The organism is Pseudohalocynthiibacter sp. F2068, from assembly GCF_023015645.1.
Taxonomy (GTDB): domain Bacteria; phylum Pseudomonadota; class Alphaproteobacteria; order Rhodobacterales; family Rhodobacteraceae; genus Pseudohalocynthiibacter; species Pseudohalocynthiibacter aestuariivivens.
This window is the reverse complement of record NZ_JALKAK010000016.1, coordinates 26,011-44,164: the sequence shown is the minus strand read 5'-3', so window position 1 is coordinate 44,164 and position 18,154 is coordinate 26,011. Positions and strand designations below refer to the sequence as shown.

Below are 18,154 nucleotides of genomic sequence, written 5' to 3'. Positions count from 1 at the left end.
GCCAAAGACTCGATTTTCGCAGGCGGGCAAACGGAGAATCGCTATTGTATTAACCGATAGCCTTTCAGGCTCGGGTCGATGCGCCTAAGCGAGGATATCAAGCGTTCTGACAGATGCGTCTGAATGTAAGACGCGTGAAACTTCGTGGGAACAGCCAGAACCAATGTGTCCCCGTCCCTGCCCGCCTCGGTCAATTGATGAAACCATGAACCATAACTAACAGGGTCATCGGCAAAAAGAATTGCCCGCGCATCTGACCATAGCGTGCCATCGGCTTGCGGCCCGTTTTGCAGAGACTTCGAAAAAGGAACGACATTACTGTCGGGCCTATCCGTCGCCCTGCCCTGCATCATGCCCATCCGGTCAATAAAATCCGGCCCAATCTTTTCCCAGCACGGGCGCGTCACTTCGAACACAATATCCAGTTCAAGACCATAGCTTGTCACCCTGCCCCGGGCCCCTGCCCTTTTGACCGTAAGCCAGCCGAGACTTCGAAGCTTTGCCAATTCACGTTTTACCGTACGTTCATCAACCGACCAGAGTTTTGCAATTTCCCGCTGGCCCATCGAAAGCTCGTTTCGTTGCCAGTTGTACCGTGATGTGATCAGGGCAATCAGCCGCATCACTTGCCGCTGCCTGTGTTTATCCTCGGACAAGGCAAATGTCGTGAGGGCAGTCAGGATATCGTATTTCTTCGTTGCGGCATCACGCCCAACTGCTTTGTTAACCAGCATCGACTGCCAGCTCCTTCCTGCTTCCATTTCCGACAAGCGGAATATAAATCTGCCTCAATGTCTTCGTATCTTCGAAGATCTTTCACGTGTTCAGGATGCGCTGTTCCCAACGCTATTCCCGACCACACAGGTATTTGCGTCCGATTGTCCGATTCTGTCAAGAAGCTTGTGCTTTGAAGCGCTGGTTCGGGCTGCCTTCATGCCCAATTCAATTAAAGAATTAGGTAAGTATTGGTAAAGGGGGACATCCTGTCTGTCACCTTATTAGGCACTTATGTCACCCTATTGGCGGTGTCGCGGACTGACCTGTCCCCCAATATTTAGCGTCACGCCCTAGGGCCTTGACGTTAAACCCGGACGCGTGGGCTGCCCTACCCGATTCGCTCTATACCCCTTTGTTCCAAGCAATCTTCCCCGCAGGGAAGGTCTTTGAACAAAGTCTATATTCCCTTTTGCATTTTTTGCAAATCCAGCGTAATTACAGAATTGAGCAGAATTAACGTCCTAAGAATAACGGAGTGAAGATGTACACCCACGAGGACCTCAGTAACCTACAGGCCCAGTCCCTGAAAATGCAGACCTGGATTCGGCGTCAGACCTTCAGCCCCGAGCTTGAAAAGACCCTGCGTCGGTTTTCCAGCTGGGAAGTGTCCGAACTGATTTTCAAGGTCAACCAGTCCACCTTTCGCGGGCGGCTTGCCGCAGATCCTTCTCTGCCAGCGGGCACGGTTGAGGAAGATGGCCGTCAGCGCTGGTTTACATTGGATGAGATCAATGAGCTGCGCCGCCGGATCAAGGTGAACCGCAAATCCCTTATGCCAACCCGCCCCGTTGGCAAGCGCGCGGTCCGTGTTGCGATTGCGAACTTCAAAGGCGGCGCTGGTAAATCAACCGTTGCATTGCACCTTGCCCATGCCTCGGCACTGGATGGGTACCGGGTTCTCCTTGTCGATTTTGATCCGCAGGCGACGCTGTCGCACTCTATGGGCCTGAACGACGTTGCCGAAGATCATACCGTCTGGGGCATTATGGCGCGCGATCTGGTGCGGGAAACCGACAGGATGAACGCAGTCTCACAGGGTGCCGAGAGCGGCACCACCCTGCCCCAGCGCCGTATTCCCGCGTCAATCCGCGATCTTGGGCTCGATGAACTTCGTATCAACGACTTTATTAAACCCACCGCCTGGTCAACGATCGATATCGTTCCGTCCTGCGCCAACGCCGCCTTTGTTGAGTTTGCTTCGGCTCAGTACAGGCACCTTAACCCCGAATGGTCCTTCTTCGGCGCGGTCAGCCGTTATCTCGATGCTTTGCCGGACGACGCCTATGACCTGATTATTTTCGACTGCCCGCCAGCGATTGGATATCAGTCGATGAACGCGGTCTTTGCGGCGGACATGCTCTATATTCCTTCGGGTCCCGGTTACTGGGAGTATGACAGTACCACCAGCTTTATCGGCCAACTTGCCGAAGCTTTGGGCGATCTTAGTCATGGTTTTGACGGAACCTTCCCCGCGGGGAAGATAACACTTCCTAAAACATTCTGTGATATCCGCTTCCTGCTCACCCGGTATGAACCCGGCAATGAATTGCATCGCGCGATGTTTGATGCCTTCAAAAAGGTTTTCGGTGACCGGGTAACAGAGCACCCTGTGGAAATGACCCGTGCTGTTGAACAGTCGGGGCGGTTCCTGAGTTCAGTTTACGAAATTGATTACCGAGAAATGACACGCGAGACTTGGCGGCGCGCCCGCGCAACCTTTGATCGGGCTTATGACGAGTTCAAAGAATCTGTCATCAACGTGTGGGACAAACTGGAGGATGAAAAATGAGCAAGAGAAGACGTATCTTTGACATCGATATCCCCGAAGATGAAATCGTCCCCGCGGGGAAGGTTGAGGAAAGCGCACCGGAAATTAAGCGTCGTGGCCCGATGGCGACAGCGATAACAGAAAACGCCGAAAGCTTGCGGGAACGGCGCGATCTCGAAAGTCAGATTCGCGCTGAAAACGATGCGCTGGCCCACGAGCTTGTCCGTCTGAAGAAGCTTGGCCTGATCACCGATCTTATCCCGCTGGATCAGATTGAGTCGTACAAGCTTACGCGTGACCGTTTCAAAGCAGCGGATATGGAATTGGCGGACCTTGCGGCCTCGATCAAATCAATTGGCTTATCGAACCCGATTCAGGTGGAACCACGTGAAGACGGTAAGTACGAACTGATACAGGGCTACCGCCGGCTAAGCGCCTATAAAGCGTTGCTGGCAGAGACGGGTGACAAAGACGCATACGGCACAATTCCTGCAACGATACTGTTGGCGGGGGAAACGCTTGATAGCCTTTATCGTCGAATGGTTGATGAAAACCTTGTACGCAAGGACATCTCATTTGCCGAGATGGCGCAGCTCGCTATTCACTATGCGATGGACCCGGACACAGAAGAAAACGATCCGGACAAGGCCGTCGCGGTGCTGTTCAAATCAACCGGGTACCAAAAACGTAGTTATGTGCGAAGTTTTATCAAACTGATGAGCAGGCTAGGGGATGTGCTGCAACATGCGCCGGATATTCCCCGGTCGCTCGGTCTTGCGCTTGTATTGCAGCTTGAAGAAGTTGAGGGCACTGCTGTCGCGATCAAGGCAGAGTTTAAGGATTGGGAAAACAGGTCTGTTCAGGACGAACTGACCGTGCTGCGCAGATATGCGGGAACAGAGACTAACAAGCCGGTTAGAGCCGAAAAAACGACCGTTCCTGCGGTGAAGATTGAGCCAACTGGCAAAGCCAAGACAACTTTTCAGATCATCCGGCCGCAGGGCAGGGCGAAATGTACCGCGTCATCTGGAAAGCTTGAGGTGCGTTTGCCCAAGGATTTTTCAACTATCGACCGCCGCCGGCTAGAAGCCGCAGTGCGGGGGATGCTTGATCAGCTAGAGGGATGAAACCTTCCCCGCGGGGAAGATCAGCCAAGCAGGTCGGTCGCCGGGTTGTCGGCCACATCGACGTCATCATAGTATTTTTGCGCCTGTGCCATTGATCGATGCAGGCTCAGGCGCATCGCAGCCTGAAGTGGTGCGCCATCCAGCGCAGCCTGCGTCAGAAAGCCAGATCTTAAGCCGTGTGGCGACGCAAAGCCTTCGTCATAACCGGCAAGCTGTAATCGGCGCTTGACGATCTGGTAAACAGCATCGGGAGATAGGGCGCGGTCCAACGGGTTGTCTGACTTGCTGATAGGGCGGAACAATGGGCCGTCAATAATCTCTGCCATGTTGATCCAATGAACCAACGACCTGGCCGCGCGACCCTTCAGGACGAGGCGCGGGGTTTTGCCTTTGGCAGTGGTTTTGGTTTCCAGTATGGTGATCCAGACAAGCCCCTCAGACTCGAAATCCTTTAGTGAAACGTCTTCGCGCCTCAGACCCGTGATTTCAGAACGCCTACGGCCACCAGACGCCCAGCCAAGCATCAGCAGCGCGCTGTCGCGAAGGTCACGCAAGGAATACCCACATGTCGCCAGCATCGCGTTCAGAACCTCACGGGTTATGGGGTGTTCTGATTTTGGGGCAGGGGCACGCGCCGCGGCACGCCGGGCTTTTGCGCGGGCTTGCCTTAGGATCGGGGCGTCAAAGGGGCTGTCGAGGTTCCGCATCCGGTGAAACGCCCGCCAGCTTGCGATGCGGCGGTCTAGCGTCGCCGGGGCAGGGCAGGCGAGTGTCTTGCGCAGGCCCTGACGGATCAAACCTTCAGCGGCAGCTCTAGCCGGGTCTTGCTGGTTGGCATCACCCAGATCGCGCGCGTGATCCAGAACGAAGCGCAAAGCCACAACATCGCTTTCGGGCCATGTTAGATCCTGATCATAGACAGCGCGCTTCCATGCGGTGACGTAAATCAGGTCACGCTCATACGCGCGCAGCGTATTCGCGGGCGTGCCCCGAATATAAAGATCTGTCAGCGCTTCTTCGTCGGCCTGCGAAAGGGCAGGGGGGTGGGCGTACGAGAGGGCTGCGTCATGTGTCATGGTGCCATTCTGAGCGGTTTTGGACGTGAAATCAATAAGACATGATAACTATAGCTTATCATGTGTGATATTTGCTCCCCGAAAATTGCATTAGTGCTGTGCTAAATAGGTAAATTATGCACAATGGATAAAAAGAGCAGTTGAAGCACAATGAAAAATACGACGCCTGACGCAGGCCCAAGATCACCCTATGATCCGGACCCGACCGGTGAAGAAGATCTCTGGTTTCTTCCGGAGCTTGATGCAGCTGAGCAGGCGGCGGATTTGCCATGGCGCGTCGCAGACGTTGAAAAGAGCGACGTAGAAACATGGCGCGCAGCGGAAGCAGCAAATGCAGTTGCACTTGCCAGAGCAGCTGCGGCCTTTGGCGCATTGGATGAGCGATTGCGCCATGCAGCGAAGGGTGCCCAACATAGGATCGGGTTGATGCAGGTGGCAGAGCTTAGCTGGCACCTAGGCGATCGGCTGACGGAAGATCGTATCGCGCTATTCCTCGCCGCACGGATTACACGCGCCGGAAGTGACATTGCGGGTTTTGCCCGCGCTGGATGGGCGCACAGGCGGCTGCTGGACGGGCAGGGGGCGTTGCCCGGCGAACTTGGCGAATTTCTGGGGCGGGTTCCTGTTCCTGAGGTCGCCCCACGGGATTTGATAGAGCGACCACAGGGTGCAGAGTTTGCAGCACTGGAAGACCGGTTTTGGGCCGCTCTTGCGGAGATGCAGGAAAATCACCCGATCACGCGCGCAGCATATGCCTGGGCGCTTTGGCACAGGTTTGATCTTTCCGGAGACACCGCCCGTATCGAGGGCGCAGTGGTTGTTTCGAAAATCGGAGCAGAAAACAGCCGTGGTGGCGCTCGTTTCTTGCAGTTTGATGGTGCAACCCCGATTGGCACGCCGGACGTTCAACTGGGCAAGTTTTACGCTGGAACAGAGACGTTTTGTTTGCGTGCCATGATGGAGCTTGACCGAATTACAGCCTGGCAAAGGAAAGCAACCGCCGCAACAGCCCACCTGTCTGGCCGTACACCCGCCCGCCTGATCAAAGCGCTTGCCATTTGGCCAATGTTGTCAGCCGAGGCGCTGGAGTTGCAAACAGGCGCCTCGCGCGCGGCCGTTCAAAGGAACTTGGACAAGCTTTCAGAACTGGGTCTTGTTCGCGAGGTGACGGGGCAGGGAAGGTTTAGAATGTGGAAGGCGAAAGGGTAGGGGGTGAAAGAGGATGGTCTATCTGGAACGCCACATTGATGAGGATAACCTCCACCGCTATTATGCGGTCGATATTGATCGGGATTTGTTTGGCACATGGGTTCTAATGCGCAGATGGGGCAGGATCGGGCGCCATGGAGGGCAAAGCCTGACAAAGTCTTTTCCATCAGAGACTGAAGCCATTGCTGAACAGGACGCATGGCAAAAAGCGAAACTGAAACGCGGGTATGGTTAAAGGATGTATCAGCTCTCTCTTTCGACAGATGCTTTCAATCCAGCGGGGTATCCGCCTTATCGTGAAGAGGCGGATCGGATGCATAATCTCGTGGAGCGGTATGTCGCAACGACCGGTAACCTAGTCGGTGCCGTGGAAAAAACCGATGGTGCAGAATTGCGGCCCCACAAAAACGTAAGGATGCGGGGGGGCAACCTTTTCACGCTTAACATTAGGCTGCATTCTGGAAACATTGCAGCGACGCAATGGACACAGAAAAGGATTTGGCAACGACCGAAGATGCAGTTGGGGAGTAAAAACAGAACCCGTCTATGCGATTCGGGCGCTTTGGCGTCAAAAGGTAAGTATTTGGCTGCTAATACTATTTCTGATTCTGAAGAATCTGTGCCTGTCAAGTGACAGGTGCAAGTTTTAAGGCGAACAAATTGTTTCCATAAGCAAGAAAACACTTATGCGCCATATTCTGGGCGCGTTTTTGCCGCAAAACACCAGATTATTAGCTTTCGGGGTGCATGATTGAAACGTCCTGCGTAAGTGATGCACGGGGCTCAAGACTTGGCAGGAGTAATGCAATATGTCTGTTTTTAACGTAAGTAACTCGGCGGAACTTTCTGCCGCATTGGGCGCCGCAACGGGCGGCGACGAGATTAGGCTTGCGAGTGGTGACTACGGGCAACTATCGCTGAATTCTGGTGACAGCTTCTCCTCTGAGATTACAATAACCTCCGCTGATCCGAATGCACCGGCATCGTTTTCCAAATTGCGAGTTGACGGGGCGTCGAACGTAACCTTCGACAGCATCTTATTTGACTACACGTTCAGCAGCGGAGAACGTGATACTTACGAACCATTCGCTGTAAAAAATAGCGACCACATCAAGTTCGTGAACTCGGTCTTTGACGGTGATGTTACGCAAGGCGTTTCGACTTTATTGGACGGTACCGGAACTGGCCGTGCGTTGGCCATTCGGAACTCGACCTCGATCGAAGTTTCTAACAATGAAGTCTTTGACTTTTGGAAAGGAATCTCGGGAACGACTGTGACGGACTTTGTTGTTGCGGGTAATGACTTGCATGCTATCCGAGCCGATGGCATGGTTTTCGGCAATGTTCACAACATGGTTCTTGAGAACAATTACCTCCATGATTTTGTTGCAGCAATCGGGGTTTCTGACCACCGGGACATGATTCAGTTTGGTAAGAGTGTTCAACACGGACAGGCAAGCTCGGATGTTGTGATCCGCAACAATGTTTTTGATATGGGAACCGGAGACCATGGCCAGACGTTGTTTATGGGGAACAATAGCGTCGATCCAAATGACACCAGCATGTTCTATCAGAATATTTTAATCGAAAACAACATCATATATAACGCGCATGTTAACGGTCTCGTTGTGGCAGAAGCTGACGGGCTGATCATCCGAGATAATACAGTTGTAGCAATTGATCGCGGAGAGACGAAGGGTATTGCCGTACCAGTAATATCAGTTTCTCATTTTTCTCAAAACGTGGTTATCGAGAATAATGTTACGCCGGACGTCAGAGGGTATAATGGACAATCGAACTGGACCCTTAGCAACAACGTTCTGATCCAGAACACCGACCCGAACGCGCCAGGATATTATGATGACGTGTTCGTATATCATGCGACAGGTCAGGCGGATGGCTACAATCAGTGGGGCGTGAAGCCAGGTGGCGAGATTGAAGCTGCGGGTGCTGGCTCTAGCCTGGTAGATTTTTATCCACTTCCATATGACGCATGGCCAGCAAACTGGGGTTCTTCCGTGACTTCGGCTGGCGCGACGTCTGGTACCGGAACGACGACTGGTGCTGGTACGACGCCAACAGATACAGGTACGACGCCAGCAGATACAGGTACGACGCCAGCAGATACAGGTACAGCACCGGCGGACACAGGTACAGCACCGGCGGACACTGGAACAAGTGGTAGTTCTGATGGGGCAATGATATTTGACGACTATTCGCTGGATATCGCTGGATTGCCAGGAAACAATCAGGCAACACTGAAAGGTGACTCGCAGGTAATAGACTATGGCACGCATAGTGTTCTCAGCTTTGACGGTGACAAAGATAACGCGAAGCTTGGTCGCCTGACACAGTTTGAACAATCAGAGCAGCTTGCCTTCACAGTAGATTTCGCCCGTCATACCGCAGACGGAAGTGAGCAGCGATTGATCTGGAACCACAAGAAGATGGCGCTGACCCTAACCGACGATGGTCTCATAGCGCATGTTGCAAACACGACAGGCAAATTTCACAAAGGATTTGAAGTCTCTAACATTGGCTTGAACGATACCGAGGTGCATCAGATCTCGCTTTTGGTTGATCAGGCGACTGATCGTCTGCAGGTCATTGTTGACGATGTGCTGGTACTTGATGAAACAGGAACAGATTTTGACTTTGTCGGTGCGGGTGGTCGAGAATGGGGCTGGAATATTGGGACTGGCTGGGGACGCTATGTAGATGGTGAAGTCAGTAATTTCCAAATTGATGACGAAGTTCAGTTTATCGAAGATCAGACGGTCTTGGGTGATACGTTCTTTGGTTAAGAAATAGGGTGTGCGATACCTTAAGCAGCACTGGATAAAATGCCTTAAAGGTGTTTGTCCGGTGCTGTTTGTATTTTACCCTAAAGTAGTCAACAGAGCTGTTGAAAATTTGGGACTTAAAGAGTTTTCTGAATTTCACGAAAAATGGATTTGTTACGTATTAAAAGGCGCGGTCGCTGAAGTGGTTTTATTCTATCCAATCCAAAGCTTAACCTTGTCACCAGATTTGGTCTTCATAGGCAGTCGAGGTTTGCAGGAGGCGTGTTTATGGAGCCTGTAAAAGAGCTGCGTGTTCACTTGGGTGCGCATAAGACAGCAACAACGCATTTACAGGATACCTTGCTAGCGCATCAAAATAACATCGCGCTTCATGGAATTGACTATATCCCTCGAGAGCGATTTGGCCCTCTTCAAAGAAGGTTTTCAGATCCAAGCCGCTGGCGTAAAAATTTGTGGTCATGGCCTGTTGAAAGGCTGTTCAAAAGGCAGTTTCAGAAATTGCGCGAAGGTGGTGATGTTGTATTGCTTTCAGATGAAGATCTTCTGGGCTACGCATATGATCTTTTCACGTCGCCCATCTATCCGGATCTAAGAGGTCTTCATACGATCCGTAGTTTGGCAAAGGATACAAAGCTGAAGCTTTTTCTGGGTGTCCGGTCTTTTGACCGGCTTTTGCCGTCGGCTTTTGCGCAGACGATCAAGACAATTGCCCCGGAGCCAGATTGGCTGGATGAAGTTCTGACCAATATGAGCAGAACCCCCCCAAGCTGGGTAGATCTTGTTGACCGCCTGATGGCGATGTTTCCGGACGCCTCGCTCATGCTATGGCGTTATGAAGATTACAGTGCTCATTCGCAGGAAATCCTTACGTCTTTTGTTGGGCAGGATGTTGGCCAGTTTCCAGAGTTACCCCCACCGGTGCGCACAACCTCACCTTCGCACGATGCGATTTTGAAGGCAGAGAAAATTGATCGGCATTTAGCGGTAGAGGAACGTAGAGCACAGGTGCGACGCATTTATTATGAAGAGCTGCCAATTGGGGATGGTCGTACAGCTTTCAAACCGCTTGATCAGGCTGACGCTGCCCGTTTAGTCGATCGTTACGAACAGGACCTGCACGATTTGGAACAACGATACCCAAGAATGATTTTCAAGCCGTCGGCCACTTCTTGAGTTTAGTTTCAAGAGTTTTCAGCTGCAGTAGACAAAGGCTGCACCGAAGCTTTTTCGCTCCCTAGTAAAAGAGATTTTGCCATTGCGATCTGTTCCTCGTTCCACTGCCATCGCAGTTTCTGAACGGGAACAGCACCATCTGCAATGATTAACGAAACCTTTTCCACGTCTCGATTGGAAACAATACAATCGTGAACGATATGTGGCCCCAAACATCCAATCTTTGGAACGCTTTCGTAGGTTTTTCGAAATGAAGGGAGCATATACAGCAACGTTTCAAACAGAGTGTGCGGCCAAAAATATAGGTGTGGGTGCAAGCGCCCCTCCCAATAGTCAAAGCAGTATTCTTCCCAGACTGAAATTATCGCCCCGTCACGTTCTGAAGCCAAGAACCAATTGGTCAATTCTCGTTTGTACCCTGGCCAAAGAAACCACTGGTCCGCTTTTGTCCAGGTAAACGCAAAGAAACCCTGTTGGGCCACGATGGGAAGCCAGTGATTCAGAGGACGCACGCAAAAAGTGGTTGCGTCCGCCCATACGCCGCCATGTTCTTTGAGAAGTCTGCACCGTAGTAGATCTGCAAATGCCTGAACCGAAATTTCGGGGGAAAGGTCTGGCAATGTTGTGAATTGAGAAACAGAATCTTTGTCGAGGACATGAATTGTCCATTCCGGGTTTTGTTCGCGCCATGAAGCGATGCACATTTTGACCAAGTCAGGCGCTCTTTCTTCTCCGGAATCCCAAAAGATCCAAACGGTTTTTGGGATCAGCCGTGGTGCAGATATTTCAAAACCATCCGGGGATTTATGCGTCAGTTTGCGCTTGATGCGGCGGCCGATACTCCGAAACTGCTTAATCCTCACAACGGAGGCGAAAAACCAAACCCAAGGTTTATGAGAGGGCACTATATAGCCTTTCAATTCGAAAATAAAATTAACAGAATAAATAGTAACGGCTTCGGTTAGTGTAGTCAGCCCCAATTGAGTGGTTGAAGCTAATTTCCAAATCTTGATTATCGGTGGCTTTTTTCCTGTAGATTTCGCGATAAAGATTATAGTTCTGTTTATCTTTTATCCATACTATCAAAAGGCTAGTGTATTTTTCGGGTGTCATCCTAGCGGAGCAGGAGTGCCGACGATGGCAGTCGGAACAATTTTACCATACTGCACGAAAGCCAAATCAGGGATTCACCCCTCTCACACCGAAGAAAACGGACTATTTTGCAGCGCTTGAAAACCACACGTTCCAGAACAGGCAGTGTCTTTGGTTTCTTGGGATTGCTAGATATATTTTCGAAAAACTTCCGCATTGTAGCACTTCAATCTCGCGAAGGTTTAATCAGTCTTGCCCAAATCGAAACCAAGAACTACGATTCCCATTAGTATGTTCCTTCTTGTCCACAAGTGTACGCAACCGGACCTGCGTTCAGATGGTAAAGCAGTTCATCCCATTAGGTCAGCTGAGTTGCTACCCCTATTTGGACAAGCCTGCTAAAGAGTGGTTAGTTGAGGTTTAAGTTAGGAAAAGATTGACGATGAATACCATCGCAAGTTCTTCAAAAAATGCAGGCGTTTCAGCGGGACGAAAAACATGGGTGGTTCTACTGCTGCTGTCTTTCGTGATGCCGTTTTTTTTCTACCTGGTCGGTTTGAAGTTTAGCGCCTACCGGATTGTACTTCTGGTATTTTTTTTACCAGCTATTTTTTTCTGTATGTCAGGGAAAGCGGGACAGATTCGATCAATCGATTATCTAGTAATTTTGTTTGCGGTTTGGTCCGCTCTTTCATTGGCAGTCAATCATGGAGTGGGCGCGACGTGGGAATTTTCGGGTATCTACATTATCGAAACACTTGGGCCTTATTTTATAGCCAGGGCAGCCATACGTGATTTGGAATCATTCAGGTTTTTTGTGAAGTGGCTCTTTTTTATCGTTCTGGGGCTTTTACCGTTCAGTGTTTATGAAAGCGTAACTGGGCAAAATATTTTGCTCGATTTGTTTGACAAAATTTTCAATGTTTACAACAACGCGACCAAGGATCCTCGGTTTGGCTTTGAACGTGCACAGGCATCAATGCCACATCCGATTCTATTCGGCGTCTTCTGTTCGCCCGCCTTCGCACTGGTCTGGTACACGCTGCGGAGTAACGACGGAAACCGAGGCCAAATATGGCGGCCGGCTGCCGTCGTTCTTGCTGTCTTAACATCTCTGTCGTCTGGGGCATTTTTGAGCATAATGGTACAGTTCTTCCTGAGTGTGTGGAACAGTGTGTTCCAAAATGTGCAAAAGAAGTGGAACATACTGGCTGCTTGGGCAGGGCTGGCTTACCTAGTGATAGAGGTGTTTTCGAACCGTACAGCGTTTGAAATCATCGCATCCCATTTGACGTTTTCCAAAGCGACAGCATGGACTCGGATCATCATCTTTAACAACGCAAGTGACGATGTCATGAACAACCCAATTTTTGGCATTGGTCTAGGAGATTGGACGCGCCCTGTTTGGCTGAAGTCGAGCGTCGACAATTTCTGGTTGCTGATTGCATTACGTTACGGCTTGCCTGCACTCATCATCATGCTCGTAATCCTGTTTCTTCTGTTCCGTCGAATTGGGCGTGCACCGCTAAGCGGGGCCCTGGCGACAGCTAGGACCGGATATCTGATTTCCGTATTTGGCATAAGCTTCGCAGTAATTTCGGTGCATATGTGGGATGCGACCTATTGCTTGTACATGTTCTTTCTGGGGGCGGGTATCTGGTTTATCGATGCGCAGGGGCAAGAAGAGATAGAAGGACCCATTCAGGAAGATGAAGCATCTGATCGTAAGATCAGATATACGAGATTTCCAGTTGCTGAGGCTCAGATATAGTCAGAACAGCGGAAAATACCGTCGCTTTGCCATGCTGAGCGTTCGGCGAATCCGCTGCCTTAGAGGCAAGGTACCGGCTAGTATTTCGTCGATATCTGCAGTCGTCATGTCGTCTCGAATGGAGGTTCGGGGTCGCAGGAAATCTGCACAGTTCATGGGTCCAAGGTCGCTTGAATAGGCGCAAGAGTAACCTGCGCGACGCAGTGCTTTTAAAACTTGGGCATCATATTTTCCAAAGGGGATGCCGGCCTCTTTGACTGGTTGATTGCAGATCTCTTCAAGTATTTCGCGGGAGCGGACAATCTCTTGGGCAAGGTCTTCACCCTTCAGCCCTGCCCAGGGGACATGGGCGTATCCGTGACTTCCGATACGCATGCCAGATGCTTGAAGTTCAAGTACATCAGGCACGTTGAGCGACCCCACTTTGCCCAAGCGACCCGCTAAAACGAAGAACCGGGCCGCAAGGCCGCGCGCGACGAGTGCGGGTAGGGCGATGCGGTGGTCTGAAAGATTGCCGTCGTCAAACGTGATAACGTAGCGCTTTGGATCTACGCAGTTTTGAACCCGGTCTAGTATGTCGATGAATTGTTTTTCGCTGATCCAATAGGGTGCTTCTCCTGGTTCCAGATCGCGTTCTGGGCAACCTATTCCATGAAAATTCAAACCGATCACTTGCTTCAACCCTTGCCCTACCATTTTTTATAAAGTGCTTCAGCCCCAAGTATCAGTTTCGGGATTAACCCATCAGGGCTGCTCTCATAAGGGCCAGGAGCGGTCACATCTGCGCCGCCCGTCCGCAACTTGAATCGAGCAACGCTGGGGTTGTCTGCCTCGTCGATTCCACCTAGGTCGAAGCGGCGCATTCCGCGCGCCCGGCAGTGTAGCATCGCTTTCCACATTAGGAAGTGCCCTGCATTCAGGTGCCGTCCAGCCGCAGTTGTGGCGCCGAACAGATAAACGGCATTGGGCCCCGTTATTCCGATTGTCATGCCGCCAACATCCTGACCGCCCTCGCGAGCAATGAGCGCCTCTTGAGTGAAACCGGACCCAGAGAGAGTGTAATAAAATTCGGGTGGAATATCAGGAGAGAACCCCTTTGCCCTTCGGACGTCCTCATAAAGCTGGTGAAATCTCTCGGAAAACTCGGCAAGAGAACCTTGTTCAAGTGAAAGTCCGGATTTGAGTGCATTTCGCAGAGGATTGCGCCACTTTCCGTGAAGCGCGCGCATTAGCGCGTCTTCCTCCTGTTCCAGATCGATTATAACAGAGCGGTAGGATACGGATCGATCAGTGGGCTGATACCCTTCAAGTGTTATCAAACCGTCGATTGTTTCGGGGGCGAAGCCTGTTACTGCAGAAAGGCGTAGTCGCAAAATATGGCCTGCGGCGTGGCAATGGTCACGCAGGGTGGCAAAAACGGCGCGTAGCTGCTCGGGACTTAAGGCTGGGTTTCCAAGCTTCCGGACCAGCGGTCCCGAAGCGATCCAAGCGATACCGCGCTTTATACCAGGAAGATGTTTGAAACGCAGGCAAGCCGCAGCAACGAGTTTCCCTTCTGTGCTATATAAAGCGACGAACATTACCTCTGCACCGATCCGTGCAGCAGCAGCCTGACCGTATGTTGCGCTCTGTTCGTAAGTAATGTCCTCGAACTCACTGGAGACACCTAGCCAATTGGCGGAGTCGACGGGACGAACGGTAAGGTTTGGGAGGGTCATGGTTGTTTCACCAACTAGCTCTGTGTTGTTCCAGCAGATCGCGGATACGCGTTTCAATTTCGAGGTCTAGAGGCTTAGAACGGGGCGCTGGGAAATGTTCTTGTATATCCTGCCTCCGTTCCATCGGAACACCGTTCGAAGACAGGAAAGTCTCAACTTGATCAAGCATCAGTGAGGGGTCTGCGCAAAGACCGGAGTAGTCAACGGCTAAGTGGTTTTTGCGCCCCATAAGACCAGTGTCGCGGGCGATGTCGTCCGCAACACCGGTGACCTGCAGGCAAGCCCGTTCAATCAAATCAGCACCACCTGCGTTTGAGGGTTGTACCGACCACCATTGATCGTCGTTAAGTATTGGGCCCTTTTCGCGGAGCTGTGCCCGGATTATTGAGCGTACGGTTTCCGTTGGATCACGACGCATTTCCAGGATTAAGCAATCGGGAAAAAGCGTTTGTAAAAGGCGAAGGCGGTTAGAATGCATAACATTCTTGTTTACAAAAGGAGCGTCAAAAACTCGCGACATGGCTGCAAGCGTTGCCCGTATTTCTGCTGAAGGCAGGTTGGGCAAGGCGCTTTCGTCGGTCCAAGGACCGTCTTCGAACCAGCGTTGCCATATTTGGCCGCCTTCATTCGGAGCGGACCATCCGGAAATATGTCCATAGTTGCTTCTGAACTGGCTTTTGCGGTTTTGGATAATGGATCGCCCACACCAACTGGCAGCGACGGGTGTTTTGTAGAATCTGTGGGCTAGGTTAGAAAAGAACGCAAAACGATATCGTGTGACAAGAAGTTCGTAAAAAAGCGATGTGCCTGATCGAGGTGCACCTACTATAAAAACGTGTGGCCACTGGGCCTCTTTATAGCGTTCAATAAGGCGCGCTTCCAACGGGGAAAGAATAGTGTGGACGCTGGTACGAACCACGGTTTTGATCCACGATTTCATCTTCCAGCGAGCTCCGCAGGCGGAGGTTTCTGACCTTTAGGTTGGTTAAAGAGGGCTTTTATTAAGAAGCCTGTCTTCGCGCTCCAGAGGGCAGCTTTCTGCGTTTTCGAAGAACGTAGTAGACTTGGCAACAACCAGACGCCTCGAAACAATTCCCCTAAAAGCATTAAGACTGTTGCAGCCATTGCGCTGGCGGGTCCTCTGGAGATTCGTAGAAAGAGGATCTGGCTTCTTGTTATTTCAACGGATTTCCAAGGCGACGACTGCCCGGTAGATACAGCTCCGTAGTGAGTAATTTGGACGTCCGGATTATATCGGACACTGTAGCCAGCCTGCTTCACACGTAAGCACCATTCGGTTTCCTCGCTATACATGAAGAAACGGTCATCCATCAAACCGACTTGATCAATTACTTTGCGGGGAAGCATCATGAAGCATCCGGCAACGACATCGACATCGATAGCTTGATCGTAGGGTTGAGAAGCGTAACGCTGATCGCCGAAATGTCGGCTTTTCCGGATAACGCGGTTCGGAACAAAAATGTGCCAGAATAAGTTGCTTAGTGAAGGAAATCGGAAAATAGTCAACTGTCGAGAACCGTCTTCCAACGAGACACTCGCTCCGAGAATGCCTACCTCAGGGTGGGCGTTCATATAGTCGACTGCGCGTTTTAGTGTGGTTTCATGAATTAGTGCGTCGGGATTCAGGATTAATACGTAACGTCCCCGGGCTTTATGGATGCCGACATTGTTGCCCCACGCGTAGCCGCCGTTGTAACCGGTATCGATTACCTTGACCTGCGGAAACTCTGCGCGAAACGCCTGAACGCTACCGTCACTGGAGGCGTTGTCCACGACAATGATTTCGACCTCTAGCCCACCTGTACAACGTAGCACTGATGTGATCGCATTCTCAGTGACTTCGCGCGTGTTGTAGTTGACAATAACGGCAGTGATATCGACTGCTTTTTTAGAATTTTCCAAAGTACCAACATTATGGCTCATTGTATCCATTTGGCCATTTACGGGTTGGGTCTTTGAGTTCGCAGCCATTTTTAAATCCATTAAATCGTTAAATCATGTTCTCGTTTCAATGCGCGCCCCACTAAGTTCTAAATTTCAGAATACAGTAGAAAATGTAATGGTGTACCAAAACTCTTTTAAAGGTGTTGCTCTCAGTGTAGCATTCCATCTTACTGAGCCCGGCGTTTAGCGACATATCTGCGAATGCGACTAAGGAATGAAAGTACCACGCTTTCGAAACCATCCGGCTTTCCGGCGAGGGTCCACAGCAGAAAGTGGATTCCAACATAAGCAATTATTCCGATGAGAACTTTGATCAGGATTAAAGTGAAAATCTGTAGTGAAAATGAATCGGTTTCAAGCAACCATCCTATTGCAACAACGGCTATCGCCATCGCGGCACTGGACAAAAAACTGCGCCATCCGCAAAGGAGAGGGTCAAAGAACCCCCCTGTTCCAAATCGTCTTGCAAGCACGAGTGTCATGAAAAGGGCGGCTAAACTGGACGCGCCGGCCGCGATCACCGCTCCGAAAAAATCGAAGTTAACCCCAAACCGCATAAACAGGCAAACAATCACCAGAAGGATAATGTTTCTTACAAATAAAACCTTCGTAGAACCCTCGACATATACTGCCGCCCTTACATTCGCTTGAAGCGTTTCAAGTGCTTTCAGGGGGGCGAGTATCCAAATTACCTGTGCCGCAACGATCCATTTGTACCCCACGCCTGCCAAGATAACGTCCTCGGCGATCAACGCTATACCAACGCTGATGGGTAAGAGGATCGCAAGCATGTACGAGTTCAGCTTGACGAAGGCCTCTTGCCGACGATCTGTATTGCGGGACACATCGGCAAGGCCGGGATAGATGACGCGCTGCATTGGGGCAAAAAACTGGGTTGTCACCAGTGTTGTAATTCGGTTTCCAAGTCGGAACAGGCCAGCATCTGCCAGTCCAAGGGTCAGTCCGATCACAAGTTGTGGCATATCCTTTGCGAAGAACTGGGCGATCTGGGCACCCATTGACCATGTCGAAAATGAAAAACTGTCGCGCCATCGTGAAAGGGAGAGTCGTATAGACATGGGCGCGAAAGAAAATGTCCATACATTCCGTGCCAACTGGCTTACGAAAGTTGCAACAACGATGGCCCAATAATCACGCCACAACCACGCCAACCATATCGCCACCACAGAGTAGATAATTCGATTAGCGGTCTCTTCCGCAGCGGCCCGACCAAATTGGAGATTGCGTTCGAACAGCACGAAGCGAGGGCTTCTGAATGCAATAATGATCGACATGAGTGACATCGTGGGTGCCAGCTGAGTCAATGCCGTGATGCCAAGACCAGCAATGAGCGGTTGGGCGACCCAGAACAAAGATGCGGCGCTGATACCAAAGATAAACTGCATGGTAAGTGCGGTTTCGAAATGTTCGGATGTGACCGCATCAATTCGGATCAAAGACATGGAAATCTGTCTCTGCAACATTTCCAGAAATGCCACTGCGATCATAAAATAGGCTACAACACCAAAATCCTCAGGTGTCAGCAACCGGGCGGTTACGACAAGTGTCAGCAGACCTAGGCCTTGACGCAGCAATCCTGAGACAAGCAAAGTAACCGCTCCGGCGACAAGAGCGGCACTTCTACTCGGACTAGTGCCCTTCGACGTCATTTTA

General features: G+C 51.0%; 15 protein-coding genes. 7 read left to right on the top strand and 8 right to left on the bottom strand.

Translation table 11 applies throughout. The features are described from left to right. Window positions 1-41 precede the first annotated feature (41 nt). Window positions 42-734 (bottom strand): DnaA N-terminal domain-containing protein, encoded by a 693-nt coding sequence (locus tag MWU63_RS16515; RefSeq protein WP_247078782.1) that lies wholly within the window; start codon window positions 732-734, stop codon window positions 42-44. A gap of 524 nt (window positions 735-1,258) precedes the next feature. Here MWU63_RS16515 and MWU63_RS16510 point away from each other — a divergent pair. Both MWU63_RS16510 and MWU63_RS16505 read left to right on the top strand, forming a co-directional pair. Continuing rightward, window positions 1,259-2,566 (top strand): AAA family ATPase, encoded by a 1,308-nt coding sequence (locus tag MWU63_RS16510; protein ID WP_247078780.1) that lies wholly within the window; start codon window positions 1,259-1,261, stop codon window positions 2,564-2,566. Next, the gene (locus MWU63_RS16505; protein WP_247078778.1) at window positions 2,563-3,672 is read left to right on the top strand and encodes a ParB/RepB/Spo0J family partition protein; all 1,110 of its coding nucleotides are present in this window, start codon (window positions 2,563-2,565) and stop codon (window positions 3,670-3,672) included. The genes MWU63_RS16510 and MWU63_RS16505 overlap by 4 nt, the downstream gene beginning before the upstream one ends. Window positions 3,673-3,692: 20 nt before the next feature. On the opposite strand, the gene MWU63_RS16500 is transcribed toward MWU63_RS16505, so the two are convergent. Beyond that, entirely contained in the window at window positions 3,693-4,748 is a 1,056-nt protein-coding gene (locus MWU63_RS16500) for a tyrosine-type recombinase/integrase (protein WP_247078776.1), read from the bottom strand. A 150-nt stretch (window positions 4,749-4,898) separates the two neighbouring features. Here MWU63_RS16500 and MWU63_RS16495 point away from each other — a divergent pair, with 150 nt between their 5' ends. The 4 genes from MWU63_RS16495 to MWU63_RS16480 all read left to right on the top strand — a co-directional run bounded on the left by MWU63_RS16495 (window position 4,899) and on the right by MWU63_RS16480 (window position 9,934). Further along, window positions 4,899-5,957, top strand: a complete 1,059-nt coding sequence (locus MWU63_RS16495; RefSeq protein WP_247078774.1) for a hypothetical protein — start codon at window positions 4,899-4,901, stop codon at window positions 5,955-5,957. Window positions 5,958-5,970: 13 nt separating this feature from the next. Further along, window positions 5,971-6,192 carry a WGR domain-containing protein gene (locus MWU63_RS16490; protein ID WP_247078772.1) on the top strand — a complete coding sequence of 74 codons (222 nt, stop codon included), beginning with the start codon at window positions 5,971-5,973 and terminating at the stop codon, window positions 6,190-6,192. Window positions 6,193-6,766: 574 nt separating this feature from the next. Further along, window positions 6,767-8,761: a right-handed parallel beta-helix repeat-containing protein gene (locus MWU63_RS16485; RefSeq protein WP_247078770.1), complete on the top strand. Its 1,995-nt coding sequence runs from the start codon at window positions 6,767-6,769 to the stop codon at window positions 8,759-8,761. Window positions 8,762-9,028: 267 nt separating this feature from the next. Then, window positions 9,029-9,934, top strand: a complete 906-nt coding sequence (locus MWU63_RS16480; protein WP_247078768.1) for a hypothetical protein — start codon at window positions 9,029-9,031, stop codon at window positions 9,932-9,934. Window positions 9,935-9,942: 8 nt separating this feature from the next. On the opposite strand, the gene MWU63_RS16475 is transcribed toward MWU63_RS16480, so the two are convergent. Further along, window positions 9,943-10,839, bottom strand: coding sequence for a capsular polysaccharide synthesis protein (locus MWU63_RS16475; RefSeq protein ID WP_247078767.1), 897 nt, complete (start codon window positions 10,837-10,839; stop codon window positions 9,943-9,945). Between the two features lie 1,004 nt (window positions 10,840-11,843). Between MWU63_RS16475 and MWU63_RS16470 the strand changes: the two genes are divergently transcribed. Further along, complete coding sequence (locus tag MWU63_RS16470) at window positions 11,844-12,797, top strand: hypothetical protein (protein WP_247078765.1); 954 nt, start codon at window positions 11,844-11,846, stop codon at window positions 12,795-12,797. Here MWU63_RS16470 and MWU63_RS16465 read toward each other — a convergent pair whose 3' ends face one another. The 5 genes from MWU63_RS16465 to MWU63_RS16445 all read right to left on the bottom strand — a co-directional run bounded on the left by MWU63_RS16465 (window position 12,798) and on the right by MWU63_RS16445 (window position 18,150). Beyond that, window positions 12,798-13,469, bottom strand: coding sequence for a polysaccharide deacetylase family protein (locus MWU63_RS16465; protein ID WP_247078763.1), 672 nt, complete (start codon window positions 13,467-13,469; stop codon window positions 12,798-12,800). A gap of 17 nt (window positions 13,470-13,486) precedes the next feature. Then, window positions 13,487-14,515, bottom strand: coding sequence for a peptidoglycan bridge formation glycyltransferase FemA/FemB family protein (locus MWU63_RS16460; RefSeq protein ID WP_247078761.1), 1,029 nt, complete (start codon window positions 14,513-14,515; stop codon window positions 13,487-13,489). Between the two features lie 7 nt (window positions 14,516-14,522). Next, entirely contained in the window at window positions 14,523-15,455 is a 933-nt protein-coding gene (locus MWU63_RS16455) for a sulfotransferase (protein WP_247078752.1), read from the bottom strand. Beyond that, on the bottom strand, window positions 15,452-16,507 hold the full coding sequence (locus MWU63_RS16450; protein ID WP_247078751.1) for a glycosyltransferase family 2 protein: 1,056 nt from the start codon (window positions 16,505-16,507) through the stop codon (window positions 15,452-15,454). Before MWU63_RS16450 ends, MWU63_RS16455 begins: the two co-directional genes overlap by 4 nt. Before the next feature lie 140 nt (window positions 16,508-16,647). After that, window positions 16,648-18,150, bottom strand: a complete 1,503-nt coding sequence (locus MWU63_RS16445) for an oligosaccharide flippase family protein (RefSeq protein ID WP_247078749.1) — start codon at window positions 18,148-18,150, stop codon at window positions 16,648-16,650. Window positions 18,151-18,154 lie beyond the last annotated feature (4 nt).